The sequence below is a fragment of the Kitasatospora sp. NPDC056181 genome (assembly GCF_042266225.1).
In the GTDB taxonomy this organism is placed as follows: Bacteria; Actinomycetota; Actinomycetes; order Streptomycetales; family Streptomycetaceae; genus Kitasatospora.
Map to the genome: position 1 here is coordinate 1 of NZ_JBHJUK010000020.1, position 25,923 is coordinate 25,923.

Here is a 25,923-nt window from a genome sequence, read left to right on the forward strand (position 1 = left end):
CGACTGCGCGGCGGGCCTCCGTCGGTTCAGGCCGTCCATTCAGACCGCCGATCAGGCCGTCGATTCAGACCGCTTTCAGGCCGTCGGCGTGGGCGGACCACCCGGGCCACCCGGGCCGGCCGGGCCGCCGGCCGCGCGCAGGGTGTCCAGGCGGTGGCGGTACTCGTCGGCGTCGATCTCCCCCCGCGCGAACCGCTCGGCGAGCACCTGCTCCGCCGTCGGCGGCGCCGCCCCGCCCTGGCCGACCCCCGCCGGCCCGGGCCCGACCGGTCCGACCCCGCCCGGGCCCCAGACAGCGGGCGGCGCCGGCTTCGACGTCCGCGAGAGGTGGCGGACCAGCGCGACGGCCGTCAGCACCAGGACTGCCAGGACCAGCAACATCAGGATCACCATCACCCCCACTCCCCAGCCGCTGAGGGCATGACCGTGACCGTGCCCGTACCAGTTCCTCATCACGACCTCCTCGTCCGGCCCGCCCGGGAGCCGCCGAGGTGACCGTCGCCCCCGCCCGACGCGGCGCCCCGGCTACCACGGCGCCCCACCCACCATCGTGCGCCCGGAAACGACCGGGCGAACCTGAGGATTGTCTGAGAATGCCCGGAAATGGCCTCCCGCTCCGCCGGCCAGGCCCACCGGGGTAGCGTTGCGGGTCATGGACCACCACCCGCCGCCCGACGACCGCGAGCGGCTCGTCGCGGCCGGGGTGCTGCGCCGGTACGAGGACGGTCACCCGCACCCGGCGCTCGGCCTCTCGCCGATCAGCTACGTCTCGACCCGCCTCTGGGACGAGCTCACCGCCCTCGCCATCGCCCCCTCCGCGGCCACCGCGACCGCGCACGCGCTGCTGCGCACCATCGCCAGCGACGCGCTCGACGCCGCCCTGGCCCCCGGGAACGAGCAGGCCCCGCGCGACGACCTCTACGTCACGCACCCCGCCTTCATCGGCCGGCACCGCCGGGTGGTCTGGTTCCAGCGCAGCGGCCCGCGCGGCATGATCACCGCGACGTTCCCACCGGACGCCTGAAGCGGGCACCCGGCCCCGGCACCGAACCCGGACCCCGGGGCCGCACGCCCGAGGGTGGGACGCCCGGGGTCGGACACCCCAGGCCGGGCGCCCGAGATCGGACACCCGGGGTCGGACGCCCGAGGCCGGGCGGCCCCGGCGAAGGCCGCCGCCGTCAGCGCTCGACCCGCAGGCTGTGGCAGACCCAGCTCAGCCGGTCCGGCCCGTTCAGCGGCGGTCGGTCGTGGTAGGTGCCGTCCGCCACCGAGAGGTTGACGATCAGGTACGCGTGCCAGTCCGGGCCCACCCCGCGCCGGTCCGCGTGCACCAGCGTGCCGTTCACGAACCAGTCCACCGAGTACGCGCCGAGCACGGTGCGCAGGTCGAAGGTCGCGCCCGGGGCTATACCGGCGCCGGCGCCGTGCCAGTACCGGAAGCCGCCGCGGACGTGGTTGGAGATCTCCAGCAGGTCCGGGTGGTCGGGGTGGTACTCGAAGAGGTCCACCTCGTTGCCGCCGTCCCGCCACGTCCAGATCGCGGGCCAGGCGCCCAGCTCGACCGGGAGCGTGACCCGGGCGGCGATGACGTCGCCGGTGCGGACCTGGAAGCCTTCCGGGCTCCCCTCGGTGGTGAGCAGGTTGCACGTCCACAGCTCCCCGTCGCGCCGCCGGGTGGCGGCGAACACCCCGCCGGGACAGTAGGCCCGGCTGAGGAAGTCGAGCTTGTGGTCGCCCCGGTTGGTCGGCCCCATCCGGGGATAGGCGCTGCTGCGGCCCGCCGTCCACTGCCTGGTCGAAGTGAAGTCCGCGTCGAACACGACTGCCACGGCCGCCTCCCCGGTGCCCCTGGGTACCGGCGACCCGATGCCGACCGGTACACAGAGTGACTTACCCGGTACGCTCCGCAGTATGCGAAGCGGATCCTCCGGGTCCGCCGCCGGGAACGCGCCGCAACCGGCCGGACGCCCGGCCGGCCCTCGCCCGCCCTGACCGCCTCCCGCCCCGACCCTCGCCCGCCCTGGTCAGCGAACCGATCAGCGAGCCGGCCGGCGACCCGGCCCGCCGGGGCGCTCCGTGGTCAGCCCACCGGAGCCGGCGCCGCGCCGGTGCTGCCGAGCCGGTCGGTGACCGAGACGACGCCGTCCACCGAACGGCACAGGTTCAGCACGATCGGCACGAGGTACGGCTCCGGCACGGTGCCGCTGAGCACCACCCGGCCCTGGTCCACCTCCACGCCCACCTCGGCGGGGCTGACGCCCTCGACCCGGCCGAGCACCTCCTCGACGATCTCCCGCCGGATCACCCGGTCCTCGCGCAGGAAGACCCGCAGCAGGTCGCCCCGGCTGACCATCCCGGACACCCGGCCCTCCGCGTCCAGCACCGGGAGCCGCTTCACCGCGTGCCGGCTCATCATCCGCGCGGCGGCGACCACGCTGGTGCCGGGGGAGGTGCAGACGGCCGGCCCGGTCATCAGGTCGGCTGCGGTGACGGCGCCGCCCGGCCCGCTGCGGGGCAGCTCGGGGGCCGGCAGCAGACTGCCCGGGTCCTCCTGCGCCGCCAGGGTGAGCAGGAGGTCCGCCTCCGACACGATGCCCAACGGCCGGCCGTCCTCGTCCACCACCGGCACGCCGGTGATGTCGTACTCGGCCAGCAGGGCGACGATCTCCCGGAAGCCGGTCTCGGGCGCGACCAGGACCGCAGGGCTGGTCATCACAGATTCGACGGTGGCATGCCGCACGCCGGTTCACCTCGTCCGTCAGCGATGTCGGCCGGGCGACCATCGGCCGGCCGGTACCTGGAGCATCGCCCCTGGCCCCAAGCGCCGCCAGAGGCCAAGGGGCTGAAAATCCGGGACCAACGGCCCTGCCCGCCGCACACCGCCCTCACGGCCCGCCGCCGGGCCTCCCACCACCCCGCACCGCACCTCTCCCACGGCCTGCACCGCGTGCCCCGCCCGCGCTGCCCATGCCACGCGGCCCGCCCGCACCGTGCTCACCGCCCGCACCGCTCGCGCTTCCCGCCCCGCCCCGCCCCGCCCGGCACCGCCCCGCCCCGGGTGGCGTAGGCGAAGCGGCGCGGCGTGGCGGAGACCGGTAGAGGTCGAGGTATGACAAGCCCATTCCCCGACCCCGACCCCGCGCCCGCGCCCGCGCAGCCGGACGGGCAGGCCGGCTACGACCCCGCCTTCCTCGGCCCGATCGTCCCGCTGCCGCACCCCACCGACCCGGACATCGCCCTGGTCACGCTCCCGTACACGCACTTCACGGTCCTGCTGCGGCCCGACCGCAGGCTCGCCGCCGCAACGGCCGTGGGGATCGACGGCGGCCGGTTGGTCGACCTCAAGCGGGAGGGCCAGTGGCGGCTCGATCCCCGCGTCCCGGAGGCGCAGCAGGCCGGCGAGGCGCTGTACGCCGACAACGACTTCGACCGCGGGCACCTGGTCCGGCGGCTCGACCCCGTCTGGGGCGACGACGCGGAGGTGCGGGCCGCCAACGCCGACACCTTCCACTTCACCAACGCGGCTCCCCAGCACGCCGCCTTCAACCAGGGCAAGCAACTCTGGGCAGGCCTGGAGGACTTCCTGCTCACCCACGCGGCGACGTTCGACCGCAAGCTCGTCGTGCTGACCGGCCCGGTCCTGCGGCCCGCCGACCCGGTCTACCGGAAGGTGCGGATCCCGCTGGCGTTCTGGAAGGTCGTCGCCTTCCTCCAGGACGGCGCGCTGGCCGCCACCGCGTACGTGCTCGACCAGAGCCCGGACCTGCCGAACGCCTCGGCCGCGCTCGCGGCGGCGGAGGCCGCCGACCAGCCGCCGCCACTGGGCGCGTACCGGACGTTCCAGGTACCCGTGAGCGACGTCGCCGACATCACCGCGCTCGACCTGGGGCCGCTCCCGGCGGTCGACCTGCTGCCCGCTCCCCCGTCCCCCGCGCCGACCGCCCCGGGGGCCGAGCCCGGACCGGACCGGTGGCGGCCGCTGGGGCGGCACGAGGACATCGTCCTGGGGCCGCCCCGCTGACGGGTCCGACGGCGAACGCCTGCCACGCTCCGCGCGGCCGCCCCGCCCGAGCGCGCCCACCCGACCCCGCCCGCCGGGCGGCTCCGCGGGGCCCGCCGGGGCGGCGTCTCCCCGAACGGCGCAACCATCACATGATCGACTCGTTGGACCGTCCACCACCGCAGCACGCAAACCCGGGGAGGACGCGTTGGCAGGACGGACGGCCGGACCACCGCCACAGGGCGCACCCGCGCACCCTGTGGCGCAGGCCGAGGCGGCGCTCGTGCGCCACTACCGCCGGCTGGTCCGGCTGGCGTACCTGGCCCTGCCTGCCGACCGGGACCGCCACAGCCGGGTCCTCGCCGCGCACGCGGCCGTGCAGCGTGCCCTGCCGTCGCGCTGGAGCCGCCCGGCCGGCCCGGGCGCCCCCGCCGTCCCGGACGAGGACCCGGTGTACGCCGCCCTCCGCCTGCGGGTGGTGCGGGCCGCACTGCGCCCGCGGCCCGCGCACCGGCTGCTCGCGCCCCGGGTCTGGGGGCTGCGGCTGTTCACCCCGGGCGGCGCGGAGGCGGACGCGGCGCTGGACCGGGAGCTGGCCGCCCTGGACGCACCCGCGCGGGCGGCGTTCGCCCTGCTGGCCGGGGAACGCCTCACGCCCGGGCAGGCCGAGGAGGTGCTGCGCCGGGCTGGCGCGGACGAGCCGGCCCGGGCGGTCGGCCGGGCCGGGGAGCTCCCCGTTGCCGCCGAGCCGGACCCGCCCGCCTTCGACCCCTGTGCCGTCCGCGTCCAGGCGACCGACCTGCTGCGCCGCCGCCGGGCGCTCGGCGCCTCGCTCGCGGTGGCCGCACTGGCGCTCACCACCACGGCCGCCGTCCTGTCCGGCCCTGCGGACAGCGGCCCGCACGCCACCCACCCGCTCCCCGTGCCGCCGGCCGGGGCGGCTCCCGATCCGGCCCGGCTGGTCCGGGTGGCACCGGACCAGTGGCAGCACACCGCCCGGGTCGACTTCTCCGCCTGGCCGGCCCGGGGCGACCGCCGTGACGACACCGCGCTGCTCGGCCGGGCGCTCACCGCCTGGGCACAGGCCGGCCGGCCCGGTCCGCAGACCAGGGCCGAACCGGGCACCACCACCGCCCCGCCCACCGGCACGCCGCAACTGCTGTTCGCCGGCACGGTCGACGGCACGGCCGTGGTGGTGCTGTACGACGGCGGGCGGATCGCCCGCTACACCGACGGACACGGTGGCGGGCTCGACCTCGCCCGTGCCGACGACTCCTCCGTCACCACGGCGGGCGCGGTGGTGCTGCGCCGGCAGGGCACCTCCGCGCGCTACCTGCTCGCGCCCTGGATCGAGGCGGCCGACGTCCGCCGGATCGACCAGCCGGACGCGCCCGCCAAGCCGTTGGACCGAGCGGACGGCGTGACGGCCGCGGCGCCGGCCGCGTCCGCCGCCGGCAGCCCGGCCGGGCCGCTCGCGGACTGCCGGGGCGCCGCCGTGCTCCAGGTGCGCTCCTCCCCCGTGATCGCCGAGAGGTACGCCTTCCTGCTCGCCGACCTCGGCGGGCTCGTCCCCGCCCATCTCGGCTACACCCCGCCGCCGGACCGCACCCAGCCCGCCCCGGAGCCGCGCGAGGCCGTCACCCCGGAAGCCCTGCAGGCCTGGGCGCGCGGCGGCTGCGCGGTGCCGGACGGCACGCCCGGGGTCAAGCGGCTCGACCTCTGGACGTTCGCCGTGCAGCAGCTGCCGCAGAACGCGGGCACGGCGTCGTGGGTCTGCCTGCGGGCGGACCGCTGGAACGGCGAGGGCAGCGCCGCCACCGCCGTCCTGCTGCCGGGGGCGCGCGGTCCGCAACGCACCGGGGGCGGGCCGGGGCGGGCGTGCAGCCGGTTCGAGCAGGACACCGTCGGCTCGACGTGGTGGCGTTCCCCGCAGGGCACCGAGTTCCTGTTGGCGGCGGGCAGCCGGCGGGTGGCCCGGATCACCGCCAAGGGCCCGGACTGGACGGCCGACCGGCCCGTGCCGGACCACACCCTCGCGGTCGAACGGCCCGCCCGGGCCACCGTCTCGGTGGAGGCCGTGCTGGACGGCGGCACCCGGATCACGCCGATGCGGTGAGCGTCCTGGCCACACCACCCGGGTGGACTCCCGGCGAGCCGGTCACCGGATGGCCGTCTCCGCCTCGTAGTCGGGCAGTTCCATGGTGCTGCTGACCTTCCTGCCCAGCTCCAGCATCCTGTTCATGATCCACTTCCGCCCCAGCAGCCCGTTCCGCACCCGCAGTCCGGCCGCGGTGCCCGGGGCGAGGAAGGGGCCGGTGCGGTCACCGCCCTTCTGGCAGCCCTCGGCGTAGCCGCGGACGGCGTTCTCGTACCGGGTGAAGGCGGTGCGGTGGTCGCCGCGGGCGCGCGCGAGTTCGCCGGCCAGGACGTACGCGGCGACGACGGCGGTTCCGGTGCCCATGCCCCCGATGGTGGCGCCGCAGGCCGCGTCCCCGACCAGGGCGATCCGGCCGGTGGACCAGGCGGGTACGTCGGCCCGGCTGATCGAGTCGAAGTACAGCTCGGGGGCCTCGCGCAGGCTCTCCAGCAGCCGGGGCACCTGCCAGCCGAGGCCCGCGAAGGCGTCCCGGACCAGCGCCTTCTGCTGCTCGACGTCGTGCCGGTCGTAGGCGAGTTCGGGCGAGGCGAAGAGGAAGAAGGCGCCCGCCCTGGCCGGGTCGCGGTGGTCCGCGCCGACGGCGGCGAGCCGGCCGGGCACGTTGAGGCCGACGGAGCCGGGGGCGAGTCCCAGGTCGTTGGGCAGCTGCCAGGTCGCGGCGTAGTACCCGAGGTGGCGGACGTAGCGCCGCTCGGGGCCGAGGGCGAGCCGGCGGACATTGGAGTGCAGCCCGTCCGCCCCGATCACCAGGTCGAACTCGCGCGGGGCGCCGTGCCGGAACCCGGCGCGGACGCCGGTGGGCGTCTCCTCCAGCGCGGTGACGGAGTCACCGAAGACGTACTCGGTGGTGGGCAGGCTGTGCCGGTACAGCACCTGGGCCAGCTCGCCGCGCGGCACCTCGACGTCGCCGCCCGCGAAGTCGGCCGGGAGGTGGAGCAGTTGGCGGCCGCGCCGGTCGACGAAGCTCATCGGGCTGCCGCCGGTGCCGATCCGGCGCAGCTCCTCCAGCAGGCCCATCCGCTCCAGCACGGTCAGATGGGTCTCGCCGCGGAAGTCGACGGCCTGGCCGCCGCCGCGCAGTGCGGGGGCCAGCTCGACGACGGTGGGCTCGAAGCCGTACCGCCCCAGCCAGTAGGCCAGCGCGGGGCCGGCGATGCTCGCACCCGAGATGAGGACCTTCGTACCCATGAACCGCTCCGTCCGATGAGAGCCGACGCCGCCCGCCGAGGCCCCCGGGGCCCGGCGACGAAACTGTGTCTGGCGGACACTAATTGCCGCTGTGTACGGTAGACACAGTTGGACGGTTCGGCAAGGGGCAGGCCGGAGGCAGGACGGGAGCGGGAATTGAGCAACGGATCCGGCGGCGGGGCGGTCGACACGGCACGGCTACTCTGGGGCCCCCACCCGAAGCCGACCCGGGGACCCAAACCGGCCCTCACCCTGGAGCGGATCGCCCGGGCGGGCATCGAGATCGCGGACGCGGAGGGGCTCGGCGCCGTCTCGATGCAGCGGGTGGCCGGGCTGCTCGACTACACGAAGATGTCGCTCTACCGCTACGTGCCGGGCAAGGCGGAGCTGGTCGCGCTGATGGTCGAGGAGGCGGTGGGCGCACCCTCCCCGGCCCCCGGCGAACCCAACTGGCGCAGCCAACTGCGGGACTGGGCCTACCAGTTGACCAAGGCCTTCGGTGCGCACCCGTGGCTGCTGGATGCCACGGTCGGCCCCCGGATGACGGGCCCGAGGGAACTCGCCTGGCTGGAGCGGGTGGTGGCCGCGCTGGACGGCAACGGGCTGACCGGGCCGGAGCGGATGGACGCCGCCGTCCTGCTGGCCGGCCACGTCCGCGGCATCGCCGAGCAGGCCCGGGCCGCCGGCCCCGCCGGCGATCCCGAGGCGCAGCTGCTGGCCGTCCTCGGCGGACTGGTCCGGGAACACGCCGAGCGCTTCCCGGCGCTCGCGTCCGCCATGGCGGCGCCGGACGGCCGGGACCAGGCCCTGGAGTTCGGCCTGGAGCGCATCCTCGACGGCCTGGACGCGCTGATCACCCGCCGGCAGGGCCGCCATGGCGTGGCCGACGGCTGATCCCGTGGCGGGCCGGGTGCGGTGACGCCCGTACCCGGACGGCCTCCGTCCCCACCGCCCGACGACAGGTCGAAAGCCAGTCCGGACGGTCGGTGTCGGGCCGGGACGGCCGGTGCCGACCGGGCGCCATCATGACGTCCCAGGCGTGGCGAGCCCGACGGAGCGTCACTCCTTGGCGGTCCAGATGCTCAGGGCACGATCGCGGACATCGGCCTGCGGATGCCGACGCAGGGCGTGCAGGGCCGCCCGCCACTGTGCCGACCACTGTTGGCCGGGGCCGTACACGGCCACCAGCCTGACCGCGAACAGCCCGGCGGCCAGGCCGCCGTCCTGCGTCAACCGACTGACGGCCGCCGACGTGTGCTCCCCCGGCGGGGTCCGGGCGTCGTCCGGGCGCAGCTCCTCGGCCACCTTGCCGGCGAGGAGCGGGCGATCCGACAACACGGCCGCCAGCTCGCCGAGTTCGTCACCCAGTGCCGCGGAGTTCAGGTCGATGGCGTGCCACAACCGCGGGACGGCCAGCGGGACCAGGGACGGCTCGGTCATCAGCAGGGCGGCCACGGCGCGGGCCCTCGCCCGGCTCTCGGCCGTCGCTTCCGTGAGGTAGAAGTACCCGCCGCCGAACTCCTGGATCCGCTGCCGGGCCGCCTCGTCCCGGCCCTCGTCTTCCGCCGGCCCGCCGGCCCGGACGGCCTCGATCAGGCGGCTCAGGGTCTGCTCCAGCAGGCTCCCCGGGGCGACGCCGCCGAGCGGGTGCGGTGCATCGGACCAGGCGATCGCACTCAGCGCCCGCGCGGCGGGCCGCCACCGCTCCCGCTCGGCCAGGTCCGTGACCACGGGGACCATCGCGGCCACCGCCTCCGGGGCGTAGCGCCCCCACACCGCGAGCTTCCCCGCACCCATGGAGGCGAGCGGGCCGTCCTCGGCGAGGGCCAGCCGGCCGACCAGTTCCGCGTAGCGGCGGCGTTCGCTCGCCGGCAGTGCGACCGGGCGGAGCTCCCCGGCGAGCACCGACCGCAGCTCGGAGGCGCCCTCGGCGATCTCCGTCAGCACGTCCCAGAGCGGGAGGTCGGCGAGCCGGGCCACCACCTGCTCCACCACCACCCGCCGCACGTCCTGGTGTTGTTCCGGGGCCCGGTAGGCCGCCTCCAGGAGCGCGGTCGCCTCGGCCAGTGGCAGGTGGGCGGCGGCGAGCCGGACGGCCTGCTTGCGGCTGGTCACCTTGGTGTTCGGGTCGGTCACGATCCGCGCCAGGGCCGGGCCGAGCTCGTCCGCCGGGGTGAACCGGGCGGCGCGACCGGCCGCGTACACCGCGACCCGGGCGCGCTCGTCGCGGACGTACCTGAGCAGCACGGGCAGCGCCTCGGCGGGCCGGGCCGTCCAGGGCAGCGCAGCGAGGGCCGCCTCGGAGAGCACCACGTCGGTGGAGTCGGTGTACCGGAGCAACAGGTCCCGGCCGTGGCCGGGCAGGTGCGCGGCGGCCCGGAGGGCGGCGGTCCGCTGCTCGGGCGGCGCGGTGGTGTCGTCCACCGTCCGGGCCACCGCTTCGGCGGCCGCCCGCACCTGACGGTCCGTCCAGCGGTCGGCGGCGCTGAGGTCGAGCGGCACCGGGGCGGGTCCGCCCGGCGTACTGCTCCCGGAGGCCAGCAGCGGGCCGAGCAGATCGGTGCGCTCCCGGGTCAGCACCGCCTGCACGGCCGGGAGCGCGGCGACGGCGGGCCCGACCCCGACCAGACGGGCCACCCGTTCCCCACGGGTGGCGGCGTCGGCGAGCAGGTGGGTCACCGCCCGTCCGAACTCCCGGTCATCGGCCGCCACGCGCTCCAACAGCTCGACCAGCAGAGGGAGTCGACGTGAAGCAGGATGCAGTCCGTCGACGAACCCGAGCAGCAGCGTGGTCGACCGCTCCAGCGCCGGCCGCAGCTCGGCCGCCACCGCCGCCTGCCGCTCCCGCGGGAAGGTCGGCGCGGCCGGGGCGGTCCGTTCGATCGTGCGGACGGCCCAGTCGACCAGCCCCCGGGCTGTGCCGCCGGCGTTCTCTGCCAGCACGGAGCAGGCCAGCAGGGCCAGTTGGGTCCGGGTGTACGGCGAGCAGTCGCGCGCGGTCAGCGCGTCCTCGGTGAGGCGCGCCAGGAGTCCGGCCGCGTCGTCCTCGAAGAGCTTCGACGGTACGGCGGCGACCTCCGCCAGGGCCTCGGCCCGTACCGGGTCCTGTTCGTTCCGCAGGCGCTGGAGCAGGACCAGGGCTTCCCGGACCGCGCTCGACGTGCCGGACTGTGCGGCCTGCGCCACCACTTCACCCCAGGCGTACCCCCGCTCCCAGGACTCCGCCGTCCTGGTCTCCGCCAGCAGTCGGGGCAACGCCTCGGCCGCCGGGAGGTGGACGAGCAGGTCCAGCGCCTCGGGGTCCTCGGCCAGCCGGGCCCGCGCCCGGGCGATCCGTTCCGGCGCGGGGAGGGTGGCCATCACCTCGCCGGAGTACCCGCGGGGGTAGGTCTTCGACACGGCCACCACCGCATCGTGCAGCGCGAGCCGGGCGGCCGGCGGCAGTTGGCGCGACAGCGCCGCGTGGTCGGCGGGGCTGCGGTGGGCCAGTTCGGTGAGGAGCGGCAGCGGGGCCGCCGCCAGCCGACGGGCGAGTGCGGGCCGCAGCACCGCGTCATGCCGACCCCACCCGGCGGCCACCAGCACCCGGGCGGTCCGCTCCGGGTCGAGGGCGGCCAAGGCCGCGAACCTGTCGCGCAACGGCGCGGGGAAGGTCGGCCGGTACTGCGTGGCGGGGTGGCGCTCCAGCAGATCCAATGCCCTCCCGGGCAGCCGGCCGGCGGCGGCACCCAGCCCGACGGCGTTCTGCCGCCAGAATCCCGCCCGCTCCGCGCGGGGAAGTTCGGCGAGCCGGCGCTCCGCCTCGTCCAGCACCGCCGCCGGGTGACGCTCCCCGAGCGACCGGGTGAAGGTGACGGCATGGGCCAGGCCGGGCAGTTCGCGCGCCACGAACGCGGGTGAGCAGACCGGCAGCAGCCGCCCTGCCTCGGCGGATCCCCACCGCTCCCGGGCGACGGGCACCAGCCGCTCGGCCACCGTCGTCCGGCCGGCCTTCAGGACGGCGCGGATCAGCTCGTCCCGGACCGCGGTCGGGGCGCTGCGGACGGCCTCCTCCACCACCGCGTCCGGCAGGGGGAGTTCACGCACGGCCCGGTGGGCGTAGCGGCGCACCACCGAATCGGGGTCGGTCAACCGGCGAGACAGGTAAGGGAGTTGTCTTCCGGCCAGGGCAGCGAGCGCGGCGATCCGCTGCTCGTACGGGCCGCGGGTGGCCAACTCGTCCAGGAGGGGAGCAAGTTGGTTCTGCTCCGCGAGACGGTGGGCGGCGCGGGCGACCTCGCGCAGGCGCAGGGCATGGGGCAAGGACTCGACATCGGCCAGCAGCCGATCGGCGGTGAGCTGAAGCATCGCCGACGATTCTGCCGCCCGGGCACCGGCTCCGCACCCGATTATCCCCGGGCCTTCCCCGCAGCCGACCGGGCCCTCAGCCGCTGCGGCGGGCTGGTCGGCCCGGCCGGGGCGGGCAGCACCCGGGTCACCCGCGGCGTGAATCGCTTCCCAGGTCTGGAATGATCGCTTCCCGCACTCAGGGAGGCACCGTGGACAGTCAGGCGGAACCGGCCGGGGCCGAGACTCGCGGCGCCGATGCCGGAGGTGTTCGGTACCGGCCGGGTGACGTGTTGAGGATGGAATGCCCGTTCACCGAGGCCACGGTCTCCGGGGTCTCCCGGTTCCACGTCTCCTTGCGCTGGCCGTGGTGGGAGATCGACACTGCGGCGGACGGGATCGAGTGGAACGGCGACGTGGCTCTTCCGACGTCTGCGGACCACGACCGGGAGAGCGAGTACTTCCGGACGAAGCCGGCGGAGGACACGCTGAAGGCCGGCGACCGGTGCCTGGTGGGGATCCCGGCGACCGTGGTGCACGTTCTGGCGGTCCACCACTTCGATCCGCCCCTGGAGACCGGCTGGCTGCCACGACCTGCGACCTACCTCGACGTCCTACGGCAGGGCGAGTCCTATGACGCCGGGCTCGAAGAGCAGGGCTACGAGATCGACCCGGTCGGCGGTGTGCCGTTCCGGCTCGAACTGCTCTTCCGCCCTTTCGCGTTCCTGGAAACCGGCGACGAGGTCGTCGACCGCGACGGGCGGGCGTGGAGGTTCGACGCGCCCTGGTGCTGGAACCCGTTCGACGGCGGGCAGCCGAGCATTCCGGCCTGGCCGCTTGCCCTGCTCTTCCGCGGCGGCGAGCCGTCGCCCGAGGCCGTCGCGGCCGTCGCGGCGGCGACAGCCGAGGCCAGCCACGCCGACGAGCTGACCCGGTGGGTGGAACTCACCCGTGCGGAGCCGATCACACCCGTCTGACCTGCCTCGGGTGCCGGCGCCCTGTTTCATCGCGCGGGCATGAGTGACGACAATGCGGTGCGGGAGGGCGAGCCGCCGGCGAACCACGCGGCAGCGGGCGAGCTCTTCAGCAGACTCCACGACGAGTACCTCGAGTACGTCGACACCGACATCGCACACCCGCCGCCGGCGGCCGGCCGCCTCGGCCGCTGCCGCTGACGCTTCCTCCGGCTCAGGCCCGGCCGGACGCGCCCGGGCTCACGGCTCGCGCGAGTGCCGCAGCTCCTCCAGCTCGCCGGTGATCCGGCCGAGGAAGCGGGCCACCGCGGCCAGCTCCGCCGCCGTGAACTCGCCGCGCACCGTCTCCGTCCGCCGTGCCACCGGCGCGAACCAGTCCGCGGCCATCCGCCCGGCGCCCGGCAGGTACTGCACCAGCACCTGCCGGCGGTCGGCGGCGTCCCGGGTGCGCCGGATGTGCCCGGCCCGCTCCAGCCGGTCCAGGACCGCGGTGACCGCGCCCGAGGTGAGGGCCAGCTCCTCGCGCAGCCGGCCGGGGGTGACCCCGCCGGGACCGCCGTCCTTCCCGGGAGCCGCCCGCATCACGGCCAGCAGCGCCTGGACGTCGGTGGCGTGCAGGCCGCTGGCGGCGGCGAAGCCGTGGCCGAGCAGGTGCAGCTCGGAGGCGAGGTCCTGGAGGAGCCGCCCGAACGCCGGCGTGTCGGCCGCCGTCGGAATGGTCGGGGTCGTACTCGGCTCCTGCTCCGGCAAGGTCATCTGCTCCGGCTCGTCCACGGCGTGCTGACCCGTTCAGCCTAACCGGCGGCGCTCGCCGACGGCGCGCGCACGGGGCAACGCGCCCCGGCGCACCCACCGATGGCGCACCCACCGGCGGGACACCCACCAGCGGGGCACCCAGCCAGGGCGCATCCACCGGCGGCGCGCCCCGCCGCCCCGGTTTCGCCGTGCCCCCGCCGGTGTCCGGCGCCGTCAGACCCGCTCGCCGACCTGCTCCGGCAGCGCCGGACGCTCCGTCAGCCGGGCCGGGCGGGCAGGCCACCAGACCCGGTCTCCGAGGTCGCGAACCAGCGCGGGCACCAGCAGCGACCGCACCAGCAGGGTGTCCAGCAGCACGCCGAAGGCGACGATGAAGGCGATCTGGGCGAGGAACGCCAGCGGGATCACGCCGAGCGCGGCGAAGGTCGCGGCCAGCACCACCCCGGCCGAGGTGATCACCCCGCCGGTCGCGGTCAGCCCGCGCAGCACCCCCTCCCGGGTGCCGACCCGCTGCGCCTCCTCCCGGACCCGGGTCATCAGGAAGATGTTGTAGTCCACTCCCAGGGCGACCAGGAACACGAACCCGTACAGCGGCACCGAGGGGTCGGTGGCGGTGAAGCCGAACACGTGCGGGAAGACCACCGCGCTCACGCCGAGCGTGGCCAGGTAGGAGAGCGCGACGGTGGCGACGAGCAGCACGGGCGCCAGCAGCGAGCGCAGCAGCAGGACGAGCACCGCGAGGATGCAGAGCAGCACCACCGGCATGATCAGCGACCGGTCGCGCTCCGCGGTGACCCGGGTGTCGTACTGCTGCGCGGTGTACCCGCCGACCAGCGCGTCCGCGCCGGGCACGGCGTGCACGGCCTGGCGCAGGCGCTGCACGGTGGCGATGGCCTCGTCGCTGTCGGCCGGGTCGGCGAGCGTCACGTCCAGCCGGACCCGCCCGTCCACCACCTTGGGCACGCCGCCCGCCGCTCCGCCCGCCGCACCCCCGGCCTGGGCGCCCTGCCCACCGCCCGCCGCACCGCCCGCCTGGGCGCCCTGCGGAGCGCCGGTGTACGGCCGGACGCCGGCCGTCCCGGGGACGGCCGCCGCGGCCGCCACCGCCTCGGCCTGCCCGGCCGCGGCGAGCACGACGGCCGGATTGCCGGAGCCGCCCGCGAAGTGCGCGGAGAGCAGCCGCTGCCCGGCCGCCGAGGGCTGCTCCTTGATGAACAGCTCGCTCTGCGGCACACCGCCGGAGTCCAGGGTCGGCGCGAAGGCGGCCAGCGCCGCGAGCACCGCCAGGCTCGCCGCCCAGGTGGCGCGCGGCCGGCGTCCCACCAGCGAGGCCACCCTCTGCCAGACCGCGTGCACCGGGGCGCGCCCGTCGGCGGCGGGCCGGGCGGGCCAGTAGGCGGCGCGGCCGAACAGGGCCAGCACGGCCGGCAGGAAGGTGAGCGCGGAGAGCACCGCGCAGCCGATCCCGATCGCGCCGACCGGCCCGAGCGCCCGGTTGTTGGTGAGGTCGGAGAGCAGCAGGACGAGCAGGCCGAGGGCGACGGTCGCCCCGGAGGCGGCGATCGGTTCGACGGACTGCCGCCACGCGGTGCGCATCGCGGCGAACCGGTCACCGTGCAGGTGCAGTTCCTCGCGGAAGCGGGCGGAGAGCAGCAGCCCGTAGTCGGTGGCCGCGCCGATCACCAGGATCGACAGCAGGCCCTGCACCTGGCCGTCCACCCGTACCAGGCCGTGGTCGGCGAGCAGGTAGACCAGGGCGCAGGCGATTCCGAGGGCGAGGACCGCGCCGATGATCACCAGCAGCGGCAGCAGCACCGCGCGGTAGACGACGAGCAGGATCAGCAGCACCACGCCGAGGGCGACGCCGACCAGCAGTCCGTCGATCCCGGCGAAGGCGCTGCCGAGGTCGGCCGCGATCGCCGCCGGACCAGCCAGGCCGACGGTGGCGTCCGGCACCCGGTCGGCGAGCGCGCGCACGGCGCGGACGCTGTCGCCGGTCTGCCGCCCGAGGTCGGCCCGGAGCTGGACGACGCCCTGGAGGGCGCGGCCGTCCTCGGCCGGCACGGCGGGAGACACCCGCCCGGTGGCGCCGGGGACCGTGGCCGCCTCGCGCAGCGCCTGCCCGGCCGCGGCGCGCTGCGCGTCGTCGAGGGCCCCGGTGCGGCTCTCCCAGACCACGATCACCGGCAGCGTGGCCGCCGTCTGGAACTCCTGGCCGAGCCGTGCCACCTCGGTGGACTCCGCGCTGCGCGGCAGGAAGGCGGCCCGGTCGTTGGTCGCGACCTCGGTGAGCTTCCCCGCGTACGAGCCGAAGGCCCCGCCGAGGCCGAGCCAGACGAGCAGCAGGGCGAGCGGGACCAGCAGGCGGGCCCGGCGCCGGGCGGTGGGGCTGCCGGTGGGACTCCCGGTGAGCATGGTGGTGCGCCCTTCGTGGCGGGGCCGGTGACGGTCGGTCGCATCATATATCTCAATGATTGAGAGAATTGCGAGATCGGGCGGGCCGCCGGCCGGCGGGACGCAAAACGCCGCCGCATTCCCGACCGGGGTCGGGGATGCGGCGGCGGCTGTCCGGAAGGGGCCGGCAGGTCAGGAGACGCGCTTCAGCTGCCAGGAGTTGTTGTTGAAGCTGGGCACGGCCGAGTAGTTGCAGCTGGAGCTGTAGAAGGAGCTGACGATCGTCCAGCCCGCCGGCGGCCAGGTGGAGGCGCAGGCGTTGACCACGGTGCCGACCGGGAGGCCGGTGAGCTGCTTGACCTGCTTGGAGTTGGGATTGAAGCCGGAGCCGCAGGCCGCGCTGTTCCACCACTGCACGTCGACGAAGCCGCTCGGGGTGAGCGTGGACCCGCACATGTTCGTGGTGTCCCCGGGCGCGGCGTGCGCGGTGGTCATCGTCATGGTCAGCGCGGCGGCGGTACAGCCCAGGGTCAGGGCGACGGCCCGGAGGCGGCTCATGGGATGCGGCTCCTCTCATTGACGCAGCGTGTCCGCGTCGATGAGTCATCCTGGCGTGACGGAGCGTCCACGCACAGCGGCTTTCCAGCCCGATCCGACGATCATGCGGCGCAAATCCGCTCCCCCGCACTCCGGCCCGCACGCCCAGGCCCGCGCACGCCGGTACGCGCCCCCCGATCGGCGGCAATGCGCCCCCCGACCAGCGGGGGAACACCCCCCGATCGGCGGGGTGCGCAGGCCGATCGGGGCGCGGACCGATCGGGGTGCGCAGGCCGATCGGGGTGCGCGGGCCGGAGACTCCCCGGAGGGTGTCACGCGGTGATCGGCCGGGTGCCGAGGCGGACGTGGTCGACGGCCCAGAACCAGTTGTTGCCGGCGTCGTACATGCGGAACTTCAGGGTCACCGTGCGGGCGCCGGCCGGAACGGCGAACTGCCTGGTGACCAAGATGTTCTGGACGTCCTTGCCGGCGTTGTCGTTGCCGGTGGCGTCGCTGCTGTAGAAGACCAGCCGGCTCTCCGTCCCGTCGTCGAAGACGGCGGTGACGGACGCCTTCTGCGGGGCCTCCTGGCGGTAGTGGGAGTCGAAGGCAAGGTGGAGGGTGCCGGTGCCGCCCGGGATCGGCACGGCGGGCGAGACGAGGGTGGAGTCGAAGACGCCCTTGCGGGACGGCGAGCCGGTGTCGTCCCAGTCGTCCGGGTCGGCGACGGCGAGGATGCCGAGGCCGCGGGTGAAGTTGCCGCGGTCCTGGCCGGCCGGGGTGGACCAGCCGCGCTTGGTGTGGAAGGTCCAGCCCTGGAGGCGGGTGGTGCCCTGCGGCATGGCCGGCGCGTTGACCACCGACCAGCCCTGCGGCGCCTGCGGCGTCCAGCCGAGTACGCCGTCCAGCGGCCGGAGCGCGTCGGCCAGCGACTCGAAGTCCTCGCCGAGCAGGTGGCCGGCCATCACGGGGGCGGTACGGGCGGCGATTTCGCCGTCCGCGAGGGCGAAGCGGTCGCCGGCCACGGCGCGGGCGGTGACCAGGACGCGGTGGGTGGCCCCCTCGGGCAGTTGGGCGGGCGGGGTGACGTCCCATTCGGCGGTGGCGGTCGCGCCGGCGGCGAGCGAGGCGGGCGGGGCGGTGACGGCGGCGACCGTCCAGCCGGGCGGGACGACCGGCTGCGCCTCGACCGCGGTGAGCGCGGCGGTGGCGGTGAAGCGCGCGGAGACCCGGGCCGGACGGCCGGGCAGCAGGATCGCCTCGTCGATGGTGGTGGAGGCCGCCCTGAGGGTGACGTCGAGGGCGAGCGGGTCGGCCAGGCCCATCGCCGGGTCGGTCCGCAGGCGCTCGCCGTCCCAGGGGAAGCGCCCGGCGATCCGGCGGCGGAAACCGAGGTCACCGCGGACGCCGACCGCGACGTCGTACCAGCCCTCGGGGCCGACCTTGACGTTGACGGTCCTGTCGTCGCCGGCCGCGACCCGGACCTCGCGCAGCCCGTCGCCGTAGGCGAGGTCGCCGACCAGGAACGTCTGGGCGGTGCGCGAGCGGTTGATCACGTCCACCTCCAGCACCCTGCCGTTCTGCTCCTCGGAGAGCGAGACCTCGTAGGCGGAGGCGGCGTCCCCGCGCAGGTGCCAGAGCGCGCCGTTCGGGCCGTGCACCCGGAGGTCGTACCCCTCCGGGCCGACCTTCCAGACGTCGAAGAGGCGGGACCTGGCGCCCACGGTGTAGTGCCGCGGGGCGGTGCCGGGGGCCGGGTACACGGCGAGGACGGCACCCTGGCGGCCCTGGTTGATGAGGTCCAGGGTCAGCTCGTCGCCCTTCAGCCGCGGCTTGACCAGCAGGTCGTACGGCAGCGGACGGGCGGTGCGGGTGCCGCGCTGCTGCTGCGGGAAGACCTGTCGGCCGGGCACGGTCGGGGCGGGCAGCTTTCCGGTGTCGACCACCTTCTGCCGGTTGCCGCTGGTGTCCGGCAGCTGCGGCCAGACCGGGTTCTCGCCGGAGAAGTCGAAGACGTTGGTGAGGTCGCCGCAGACGGCGCGCCGCCAGGGGCTGATGTTGGGCTCCTCGACGCCGAAGCGCTTCTCCAGGAAGCGCAGCACCGAGGTGTGGTCGTAGACGGTAGAGTCGACCGCGCCGCCGCGGGTCCACGGCGAGACGACGGTCATCGGCACCCGGACGCCGAGGCCCATCGGGTACGGGCCGGAGACGAGGGTCTCCCCGGCGGGCAGGGTGTCGGACCAGCCGAGCGAGCCGTCGGCCGCCTTCACGCGGTACTTGCCGTCCTGGCTCACCACCCGGTGGTACGTCGAGCCGCCCTTCCCCACCCGGACCACCACCTCGCCGTCCACGGGGACGCTGGACTTGCCGCGCCCGGTGGCCAGTGGCGGGACGGGCGGCAACTGGTGGTCGAAGAAGCCGCCGTGCTCGTCGTAGTTGAGGATGAAGACGGTCTTCTCCCAGACCTCCGGCTCGGCGGCCAGCGCGGCGAGCAGCCGGGCCGTCAGGTGCTCGCCGTTCGGCGGCGCGTGGTCGGCGTGCTCGGAGAGCGCGGCGGGCGCGACCAGCCAGGAGACCTGGGGCAGCCGGTCGGCCCGGACGTCGGCGGCGAAGGCCTCGACGAGCGCGTCGCCCATCGCGAAGGGGTCGTTCTTCTTCGCCGGGTCGCCGACGGCCCGCATGCCGCGTTCGTGCAGCGGCTCACCCGGCTTGGCCCTGACGAAGGGGGCGAACCAGGCGAGCGCGTTGTCGTCGAAGTTGTCCAGCGCCTGGTAGGTCTTCCAGCTGACGCCGGCCCGCTCCAGCCGCTCGGCGTAGGTAGTCCACTCGTACCCGCCGGGGATCTCGGTGTTGTCGGTGACCGGGGTGTCCCGCACGGTGCCGCCGCTGGTACCGGTCATCAGGTGGTCGCGGTTGGTGTTGGTGTTGCACTGCACCGACGCGTAGTAGGCGTCACAGGTGGTGAACACGGAGGCGAGCGCGTTGTAGAACGGCATGTCGGCGGGCTCGTAGTAGCCCTGGCCGAGCCAGCCGCCGGAGCGGCGGGTGACCGAGCCGTCGGCGAGGCCGTCGTTCCAGGCCTTCATCGAGTCGACGAAGCCGAACGCGGGGGCGCCCTGCTGGTAGGCGTTGGTGTGCGCGGCGTTCATCGGGAACGGCAGCAGGTGGCCCTCCTTGCGGCCCGGGTCGGGCTGGTGGAACACCGAGCGCCCGTTGACCCCGCGCACCGCCGTCCGGTCGCCGAAGCCGCGCACGCCGGGCAGCGTGCCGAAGTAGTGGTCGAACGCACGGTTCTCCTGCATGAACACCACGACGTGCTGGATGTCCGCCAGCTTGCCGGGCCGGGCGGGCGCGGCCAGGGCCTCGCGCACGCTGAGCGGGAGGACGGACAGCGCGGCGGCCGCCGCCGCGCCGCCGAGCAGGGTGCGGCGCGACAGTTCGGGCATCGGACTCATCGGGGGGTGGCTCCTCGGTCACGGACGCTGGGCGGGGGCTGTGTTCGGCCCAGACCCGTTATGTGTACGTGGCCGAGGTGGACGGCACCGGCGTGTTGGATGGCGGGTCGGTGACGACCCGTCGACCCCAAGCTGTCCAGACAACTTGATGGTCCGGCGGGTACAGAACGCCCCTCGGCCCGGCCCCTGCCGACGGCCGCACGACCGGGGCCCGGGCGGTCGGCCCCGGTCTCCCCGCGGGTCGGGCCTGCCGCCCGCCCCGGTCTCCCCGCAGGTCAGCCCTGCCGCTCCGGCGGACCGGTGACGGATCGCCGTACCCGTACCACGCGCTCGGGTCGTCCGGCCGGGATCCCGCCCGTGAACAGGAAGCTCGCGGCGGTGATCCCGCTGCAGGCGAGCACCGCGGCCTTCAGGCCGGTGATCTGCGCGCTCTGGTAGCTCTCGACCAGGGCGGCGGCCTCCTGCGGGGGAATCTCCGGTTGGGCGGCCAGTGCCGTCGCCACGTCGTCGGCCGGCACGAACGAGAGCCCCGCCTCGATCCGGACGGCCGACTGCCCGGCGACCGCGTCGGAGATGCGCGGGTCCTCGTTGATCCGGGTGGTCACGGCGCCGGCCAGCGAGCCGATGAGGATGGCGCCGATCAGCGCCGTCCCGAGCGAGGAGCCGAGGTTCTGCGCGGTGTACTGGAGACCGCCGGCCTCGCTGCGGTCCCCCTCCTGGACGCTGGACTGCACCGTGTTGCCCAGCTGGGAGGCGAGCATCCCCATGCCGAGGCCGAGGAGGGCCATCGACCCGGCGAACGAGGCGCCGTGCAGGTCCGGCTCGATGGCCGCGATGAGCCACAGCGTCGCGGCGAGCAGGACCAGCAGCCCGCCGCGCACGATGGTGCGGGGCGAGGCGATCCGCAGCAACTGGGTGCCGCACATCGACGCGACGAGCATCGTGACGGAGACCGGGAGCAGCCGCAGCCCGGTCTCGAAGGCGTTGAGGCCCTGGACGACCTGGAGGTAGAGCGGGATCACGAAGAACAGCCCGAGCAGGACGGTGTTCTGGTTGAACAGCGTCGCCAGCCCCGAGCGCAGGACCCGGTTGCCGAAGTGGTGCAGGGAGAGCAGTGGCTCCCGCCCCCGCGCCTCGGTCCGGCGCTCGTGCAGGCAGAACAGGTACAGCAGCACGCCGCCGAGCGCGACGACGAACAGGGTGGGTGCGAACCCGAGCACGGTGAACGGAGGGTTCCTCGGCTGGACCCAGCCCCAGGTGCCGCTCTGCAGCACGGCGAGCACCACCAGGGCCAGCCCCGCGGCCGACAGCGCGGCGCCGACCGTGTCGAGGTGGATGCGGTGGGCCGGCGGCGGCTGGCGCGGGATCCAGCGGATGAACACCAGGATGAGCACGACGAGGACGACCTCACCCGCGAAGACCAGCCGCCAGGTGAGGTAGGTGGTGACCCAGCCGCCCAGCAGCGGGCCGACGGCGATGCCCGCGCCGGCCAGTCCTCCGATGACGCCGTAGGCCACGGCCCGGTCGCGGCCGCTGTAGGACCCGGCGACCAGGGCCGCCAGGGCGGGCAGCACGAGGGCGGCCCCCAGCCCCTCGATGATCGACCACCCGAGGGCCAGCACCCCCACCGTGGGGGCGACCGCGGTCAGCCCGGACCCGACCGCGTAGACGGCCAGGCCGACGATGAACACGCGGCGGCGGCCGAACATGTCCCCGATCTTGCCGCCGGTGAGCATGAAAGCCGCCATCACCAGGGTGTAGAGGGTGATGACGGCCTGGATGGCGGTGACCTCGGTGTCGAAGTCCTCGACCAGCTGGCTGATCGACACGTTCATGACCGAGGCGTCCAGCACCATCAGGAACTGGGCCGTCCCGAGCACGACCAGGGCCTTCCAGCGGTTCACTGCTCCTCCAGGCGTCGGGGACGGCCGGACGGCCTCCGTCGCCCCCGGCACAGGCTCCGCGGACCGGCGCGCACGGCACCCTCCCCGGGCACGCGCCGAGGACGGGCCGGGGCTGCGTGCCGGGGGCTGGGGTGCCGGGGACGGACCGCGGACGTGCCGGGGGCGTTCAGGCGTCGGTGCGGGGTCAGCCGTTGAGGATGCGGGCCTTCTGCGCCGCGAACTCCTCCTCCGTCAGGACGCCCTGCTCCTTGAGCGCGGCGAGGTCCTTCAGCTGGTCGAGCTTGTCGTCCATGGAGGCGGGCGCGGGCGCGGCGGGCGGCGGCGCGGCGGCCGGCTGGGCGTACTGGGGCTGCTGGGCCTCCTCCTGCTGGGCCCAGCGGCCGGCCTGACGGCGCGAGACGCGGTTGGACACGGCTGTCGCCGTCCCCGCGACGACCGCGGTCCGTGCGACTCCTCGAAGTAGTCCGGGCATGGCTTCCTGCCTCAGGTGTGAAGGGCGGACGGGGAACCGGGGCGGGCGGGTCAGGTCGTGGCGTCGAGCGCGTCCAGCGCCTCGATGACGTCCTGGACGGGCACCCGCCCGCTCGCGATCATGCGGGCGCCGGCGTGGCGCAGGGCCGCGGCCAGCGGAGCGGCCCACAGGTTCTCGTAGAGGAGCACCGCGGCCGAGTCGCCGGGTGCGATGAGGGCGCCGGCCTCGGCGAGCTCGTCCTGGCCGACGAGTCCGGAGGAGACGCCCTCGAAGAAGGTGAGGTCGAGTTCGCCGTCGCCGGTCACGTCGGCGAGCTCCAGGCCGAAGACCGAGCCGTCCTCCTCCTTCTTGATGAAGGTCAGGTCGAGGATGCGGATGATGCCCCGGTCGACCAGGTCGACGAGTGCGGGCATGCCCTCCCCGGTCATCCGGCTGCCGGGGAACTCGACGACCACGTAGTCGATCGGGCCCGGTTCGTCGAGCTGCCGGGGGTTGTTGGGTTCGTTGCTCACGTCCGCTCCTGGTGGGTGAGGTCCGGTCGGCGGGGTGGGGGACCGAGGTGGCCCCGGGGGCGGGCACCGGCGCCCGGCCTGCGGTCGGGCTGCCCGGCCCGGAACCGTCCGGCCTGACGCCGCCCGGCCCTGAGCCGCCCCGCTGTGAAACTGTTCCCGTTGTGAAGCTACCGCGGCCTCCGTCGGGGCGGGATCACCTGTTTGGGGTGACCGGCGGGGCGGCGGCGGGGCGGCGCACCCGCGGCCCGTCGGCCACGGACCAGGGGCCGTTCGGGCCCCCGTACGGGCCGTCCAGCCGTTGCAGGCGGCCGGAGCGCGATCGAAGATCGAAGGAAGAACCTTCCCGGACACCCCGTCCGGCCGTACGACTGGTGGTCGCCATGACCTCAGACCCGAGGGAGCGGAGCACCGTCGAGCCCGGGCCGGCACCGCCCCTGGCGGACACCGTCCTCGCCACCCGCCTGCGGGTTCCCCCCGTCCCGGCGTCGTTCGTCCGCCGCCCGAGGCTGGCCGAGCGGCTCACCCGTGGCCTGCGCTCGCACCCGCTGCTCCTGGTCAACGGCCCCGCCGGCGCCGGGAAGACCCTGCTGGTCTCCGACTGGGTGCGGACCGCGCCGCTGCCCGGCCCCGTCGCCTGGCTCACCCTCGAAGAGCAGGACGACGGGCCCGGTGCCTTCGGCGCCCTGCTCGTCGAGGCGCTCCGCCGCTCGGGTGTCCTCGGTCCCGCCGGGACGGGCCTCCCGCCCGGTGCCGGGCCGGCCCACCCCGGCCTGCCCGCCCTCCTGGCCGGCGGCCTCGCCGCACGCCGGCAGCCCCTCGTCCTCGTCCTCGACGAGTACGAGCGGGTCCCCTCCCCGGACGTCGCCGCCGACCTCCACGCCCTGCTGCGCCACTGCGGTGACGGCCTGCGTCTCGTCCTGGTCAGCCGCAACGAACCGCTGCTGCCCCTGCACCGCTACCGCGCGGCGGACCAGATCACCGAGGTCCGCGCCGCCGACCTGGCCTTCACCCCCGACGAGGCCTCCGTCCTGCTGCGCCGCCACGGCCTCGGCCTGTCCGAGGAGGGCGTCCGGGCGCTGACCGCGCGCACCGAGGGCTGGGCGGCCGGCCTGCGCCTGTGCGCACTGGCCGCCGAACACGCCCCGGACCAGGAGGGGTACCTCAAGGAGTTCGAGGCCGGGCACAGCGTGATCGCGGACTTCCTGCTCGCCGAGGTCCTGGACGCCCAGCCGGCCGCGACCCGGGACCTCCTGTTGCGCACCAGCCTGCTCGACCGCACCCACCCCGCGCTGGCGAACGCCCTCACCGGCAGGGACGACGCGGAGCGCACGCTGGACGAACTCGCCCGCGCCAACACCTTCATCACCCCGCTCGGCCACTCCTGGTACCGCCACCACCCGCTGTTCGCGGAGATCCTCCAGGTCCACCTGCGCGCCCGCCACCCCGGCCTGGCGCAGGAGCTCCACGCGAGGGCCGCCCGCTGGCTGCACGGGGCCGGACTGCTCGACGAGGCGCTGCGGCATGCCGCCGCCGCGGACGAGTGGGAACTCGCGGCGGGCTGGCTGGTGGAGGACCTCGCCATCGGGCGGTTCTTCGGCGAGCGGGCGGCCGCGGCACCGGCCGGGGTGTTCGCCGCCATGCCGCCGGGCACCGGTGGCCCGGCGGCCGAGCTGGTCCGCGCCGCCCGGGCCATCGCCGCGCGCGACACCGGCAAGGGCCGCGCCCACCTGGACCGCGCCCTTCAACGGGCGGCCGCCACCGGTGGCGACGACGTCGCGACACGGCTGAGCGCGGCCTTCCTGCGGCTGATGGCGGCCCGCTCGGCCGGCACCGGCCCGGCCGTCGAGGAGGCCGCGCACACGGTCGAGCGGCTCGGCCGCCGGCTCCCCGAGCGGTGGCGCGCCCACCCGGAACTCTCCGCGCTGTCGTCGGCCGCGCTCGCCACCGCCCGGCTCTGGGAGGGGCACGTCGACGAGGCCCGCGCGGGGCTGCTGGCGGACCTCGGCGGCACCGCGGCGAGCGGCGGCACGACAGGTGAGAGGGCGGGAACCAGGGCGACGGGGGACGGCGCGGCGGGTGACGGCGCAGCAGGCCCCGCGGCCGGGGGCGGCACATCGGCCGGCGACCGGCCGCCGGCCCTGCCCGAGTCGCACGGCCTGCTCGCCCTGGCGGAACTGCTGAAGGGGACGCCCGGCCGGGCCGAGTCCCACGCCCTGCACGCGGTCCGCGAGGCGCAGGCGCAGGACCCGCTGGGGAGCGGCGGGTGCGGCCTCGCCCACCTCGTCCTCGCCGAGGTCGCCGCGGAGCGCGACGACCTGCCGGCGGCCCGGGTCAGCCTGCGGCTCGCCGAGGCGGACGGCGACGGCGACCCCCTGCATCAGGCGGAGCTCGACGTCACCCGTGCCAGGCTGGCGCTCTACGGCGGCGACCCGCGCGGGGCGCTCGCCTTGCTCGGCGGGCCGGCCCCGGCCGGGCGGCCGCAGGAGCCCGCGGACGGGCCGCCCGGGGTGGCGTTCCCCCCGGCCGGAACGCCCTGGGAGGCCTCGCCCTGGGCCCGGGACCGCGCCACGACCATCGCCGCGGCCGCGCTGCTGGACACCGGCGACGCCCGGGCGGCCCTGGAGGCCCTGGACGCCGGCCACGCCGGGAGCGCCGAGGCCGCCCTCGTCGCGGCGCGGGCGCACCTGGCCCGCGGCGACCGGCGGGCTGCGGAGGAGGCCCTGCCCCGGGACGTCGGCCGCACACCGGCCGTCGCCGCCCGCGCCCTGCTGGTCCGGGCCGAGTCGAAGCTGGCGGCCGGGCACGACGACGCGGCGCTGCGCCTCGTCGCGCACGCCCTCGCCGTGGCGCGGCCCGACCGGCTGCGGCGGGCGTTCCTGGAGGCCGGACCGTGGCTGTCCCGCTTCCTGCGGGACCGGCCGTTCCTGACCGCGGCCCACGCGTGGCTGCCCGACACGATGCGGGACGGCGCGGGGCGGTCCCCCGCGACGGCCGCGCCGGTCGAGCCGTTGACCGCGCGCGAGCAGGAGGTGCTCGAACGGGTGGCGCAGCTGATGTCGACCGCCGAGGTGGCCGCCGAGCTCAACGTGTCGGTCAACACGGTCAAGACCCATCTCAAGAACATCAACCGCAAGCTGTGCACCACCCGCCGGGCGGACGCCGTCCGCCGGGCCCGCCGGCTGCACCTGCTGTAGTGCCCGTCCCGGTGGGGCCGGTCCCGGTGGGGCCCGTCCCGCACGACCCATCG

At 75.7% G+C, this 25,923-nt stretch carries 19 protein-coding genes; 7 read left to right on the forward strand and 12 right to left on the reverse strand.

Features of this window, described 5'->3' with window-relative positions; translation table 11 throughout:
• Positions 1-75: 75 nt before the first annotated feature.
• Positions 76-453, reverse strand: a complete 378-nt coding sequence (locus ACFC1F_RS10970; RefSeq protein WP_376157201.1) for an SHOCT domain-containing protein — start codon at positions 451-453, stop codon at positions 76-78.
• A 199-nt stretch (positions 454-652) separates the two neighbouring features.
• Here ACFC1F_RS10970 and ACFC1F_RS10975 point away from each other — a divergent pair, with 199 nt between their 5' ends.
• Complete coding sequence (locus tag ACFC1F_RS10975; protein WP_376157202.1) at positions 653-1,024, forward strand: hypothetical protein; 372 nt, start codon at positions 653-655, stop codon at positions 1,022-1,024.
• Positions 1,025-1,178: 154 nt separating this feature from the next.
• Here ACFC1F_RS10975 and ACFC1F_RS10980 read toward each other — a convergent pair whose 3' ends face one another.
• Together ACFC1F_RS10980 and ACFC1F_RS10985 are read right to left on the reverse strand one after the other, a co-directional pair.
• Positions 1,179-1,829: a beta-glucanase gene (locus ACFC1F_RS10980; RefSeq protein ID WP_209410933.1), complete on the reverse strand. Its 651-nt coding sequence runs from the start codon at positions 1,827-1,829 to the stop codon at positions 1,179-1,181.
• Between the two features lie 251 nt (positions 1,830-2,080).
• On the reverse strand, positions 2,081-2,713 hold the full coding sequence (locus ACFC1F_RS10985; protein WP_376157204.1) for a CBS domain-containing protein: 633 nt from the start codon (positions 2,711-2,713) through the stop codon (positions 2,081-2,083).
• A 396-nt stretch (positions 2,714-3,109) separates the two neighbouring features.
• Here ACFC1F_RS10985 and ACFC1F_RS10990 point away from each other — a divergent pair, with 396 nt between their 5' ends.
• Together ACFC1F_RS10990 and ACFC1F_RS10995 are read left to right on the forward strand one after the other, a co-directional pair.
• Positions 3,110-4,021: a DNA/RNA non-specific endonuclease gene (locus ACFC1F_RS10990; protein ID WP_376157206.1), complete on the forward strand. Its 912-nt coding sequence runs from the start codon at positions 3,110-3,112 to the stop codon at positions 4,019-4,021.
• 187 nt (positions 4,022-4,208) lie between these two features.
• Complete coding sequence (locus tag ACFC1F_RS10995) at positions 4,209-6,116, forward strand: hypothetical protein (RefSeq protein WP_376157207.1); 1,908 nt, start codon at positions 4,209-4,211, stop codon at positions 6,114-6,116.
• A 42-nt stretch (positions 6,117-6,158) separates the two neighbouring features.
• Here the strand turns inward: ACFC1F_RS10995 and ACFC1F_RS11000 are convergent, their stop codons facing one another.
• A complete protein-coding gene (locus ACFC1F_RS11000) occupies positions 6,159-7,346 on the reverse strand; it encodes an FAD-dependent monooxygenase (protein WP_376157209.1) in 1,188 nt (395 codons plus the stop codon).
• Positions 7,347-7,502: 156 nt separating this feature from the next.
• Between ACFC1F_RS11000 and ACFC1F_RS11005 the strand changes: the two genes are divergently transcribed.
• Positions 7,503-8,240 carry a TetR/AcrR family transcriptional regulator C-terminal domain-containing protein gene (locus ACFC1F_RS11005; RefSeq protein WP_376157211.1) on the forward strand — a complete coding sequence of 246 codons (738 nt, stop codon included), beginning with the start codon at positions 7,503-7,505 and terminating at the stop codon, positions 8,238-8,240.
• Between the two features lie 165 nt (positions 8,241-8,405).
• Here ACFC1F_RS11005 and ACFC1F_RS11010 read toward each other — a convergent pair whose 3' ends face one another.
• Positions 8,406-11,693, reverse strand: a complete 3,288-nt coding sequence (locus tag ACFC1F_RS11010) for a hypothetical protein (RefSeq protein WP_376157212.1) — start codon at positions 11,691-11,693, stop codon at positions 8,406-8,408.
• 278 nt (positions 11,694-11,971) lie between these two features.
• Here ACFC1F_RS11010 and ACFC1F_RS11015 point away from each other — a divergent pair, with 278 nt between their 5' ends.
• Both ACFC1F_RS11015 and ACFC1F_RS11020 read left to right on the forward strand, forming a co-directional pair.
• Positions 11,972-12,649, forward strand: coding sequence for a hypothetical protein (locus tag ACFC1F_RS11015; RefSeq protein ID WP_376157214.1), 678 nt, complete (start codon positions 11,972-11,974; stop codon positions 12,647-12,649).
• Positions 12,650-12,688: 39 nt separating this feature from the next.
• The gene (locus tag ACFC1F_RS11020) at positions 12,689-12,847 is read left to right on the forward strand and encodes a hypothetical protein (protein ID WP_376157216.1); all 159 of its coding nucleotides are present in this window, start codon (positions 12,689-12,691) and stop codon (positions 12,845-12,847) included.
• A 39-nt stretch (positions 12,848-12,886) separates the two neighbouring features.
• Here the strand turns inward: ACFC1F_RS11020 and ACFC1F_RS11025 are convergent, their stop codons facing one another.
• The 7 genes from ACFC1F_RS11025 to ACFC1F_RS11055 all read right to left on the reverse strand — a co-directional run bounded on the left by ACFC1F_RS11025 (position 12,887) and on the right by ACFC1F_RS11055 (position 22,676).
• Entirely contained in the window at positions 12,887-13,402 is a 516-nt protein-coding gene (locus ACFC1F_RS11025) for a MarR family winged helix-turn-helix transcriptional regulator (protein WP_209410941.1), read from the reverse strand.
• 213 nt (positions 13,403-13,615) lie between these two features.
• A complete protein-coding gene (locus ACFC1F_RS11030; RefSeq protein WP_376157218.1) occupies positions 13,616-15,817 on the reverse strand; it encodes an MMPL family transporter in 2,202 nt (733 codons plus the stop codon).
• A gap of 171 nt (positions 15,818-15,988) precedes the next feature.
• On the reverse strand, positions 15,989-16,354 hold the full coding sequence (locus ACFC1F_RS11035) for a hypothetical protein (protein ID WP_376157220.1): 366 nt from the start codon (positions 16,352-16,354) through the stop codon (positions 15,989-15,991).
• A gap of 311 nt (positions 16,355-16,665) precedes the next feature.
• Positions 16,666-19,788: a phosphocholine-specific phospholipase C gene (locus ACFC1F_RS11040; protein ID WP_376157222.1), complete on the reverse strand. Its 3,123-nt coding sequence runs from the start codon at positions 19,786-19,788 to the stop codon at positions 16,666-16,668.
• Positions 19,789-20,063: 275 nt separating this feature from the next.
• Complete coding sequence (locus tag ACFC1F_RS11045) at positions 20,064-21,692, reverse strand: MFS transporter (protein ID WP_376157223.1); 1,629 nt, start codon at positions 21,690-21,692, stop codon at positions 20,064-20,066.
• Positions 21,693-21,876: 184 nt separating this feature from the next.
• On the reverse strand, positions 21,877-22,164 hold the full coding sequence (locus tag ACFC1F_RS11050) for an SHOCT domain-containing protein (protein WP_209410946.1): 288 nt from the start codon (positions 22,162-22,164) through the stop codon (positions 21,877-21,879).
• A gap of 50 nt (positions 22,165-22,214) precedes the next feature.
• Positions 22,215-22,676: a DUF6325 family protein gene (locus tag ACFC1F_RS11055; RefSeq protein ID WP_209410947.1), complete on the reverse strand. Its 462-nt coding sequence runs from the start codon at positions 22,674-22,676 to the stop codon at positions 22,215-22,217.
• 380 nt (positions 22,677-23,056) lie between these two features.
• On the opposite strand from ACFC1F_RS11055, the gene ACFC1F_RS11060 reads away from it, so the two are divergent.
• Positions 23,057-25,870, forward strand: coding sequence for a LuxR C-terminal-related transcriptional regulator (locus tag ACFC1F_RS11060; protein ID WP_376157225.1), 2,814 nt, complete (start codon positions 23,057-23,059; stop codon positions 25,868-25,870).
• Positions 25,871-25,923: the final 53 nt, after the last annotated feature.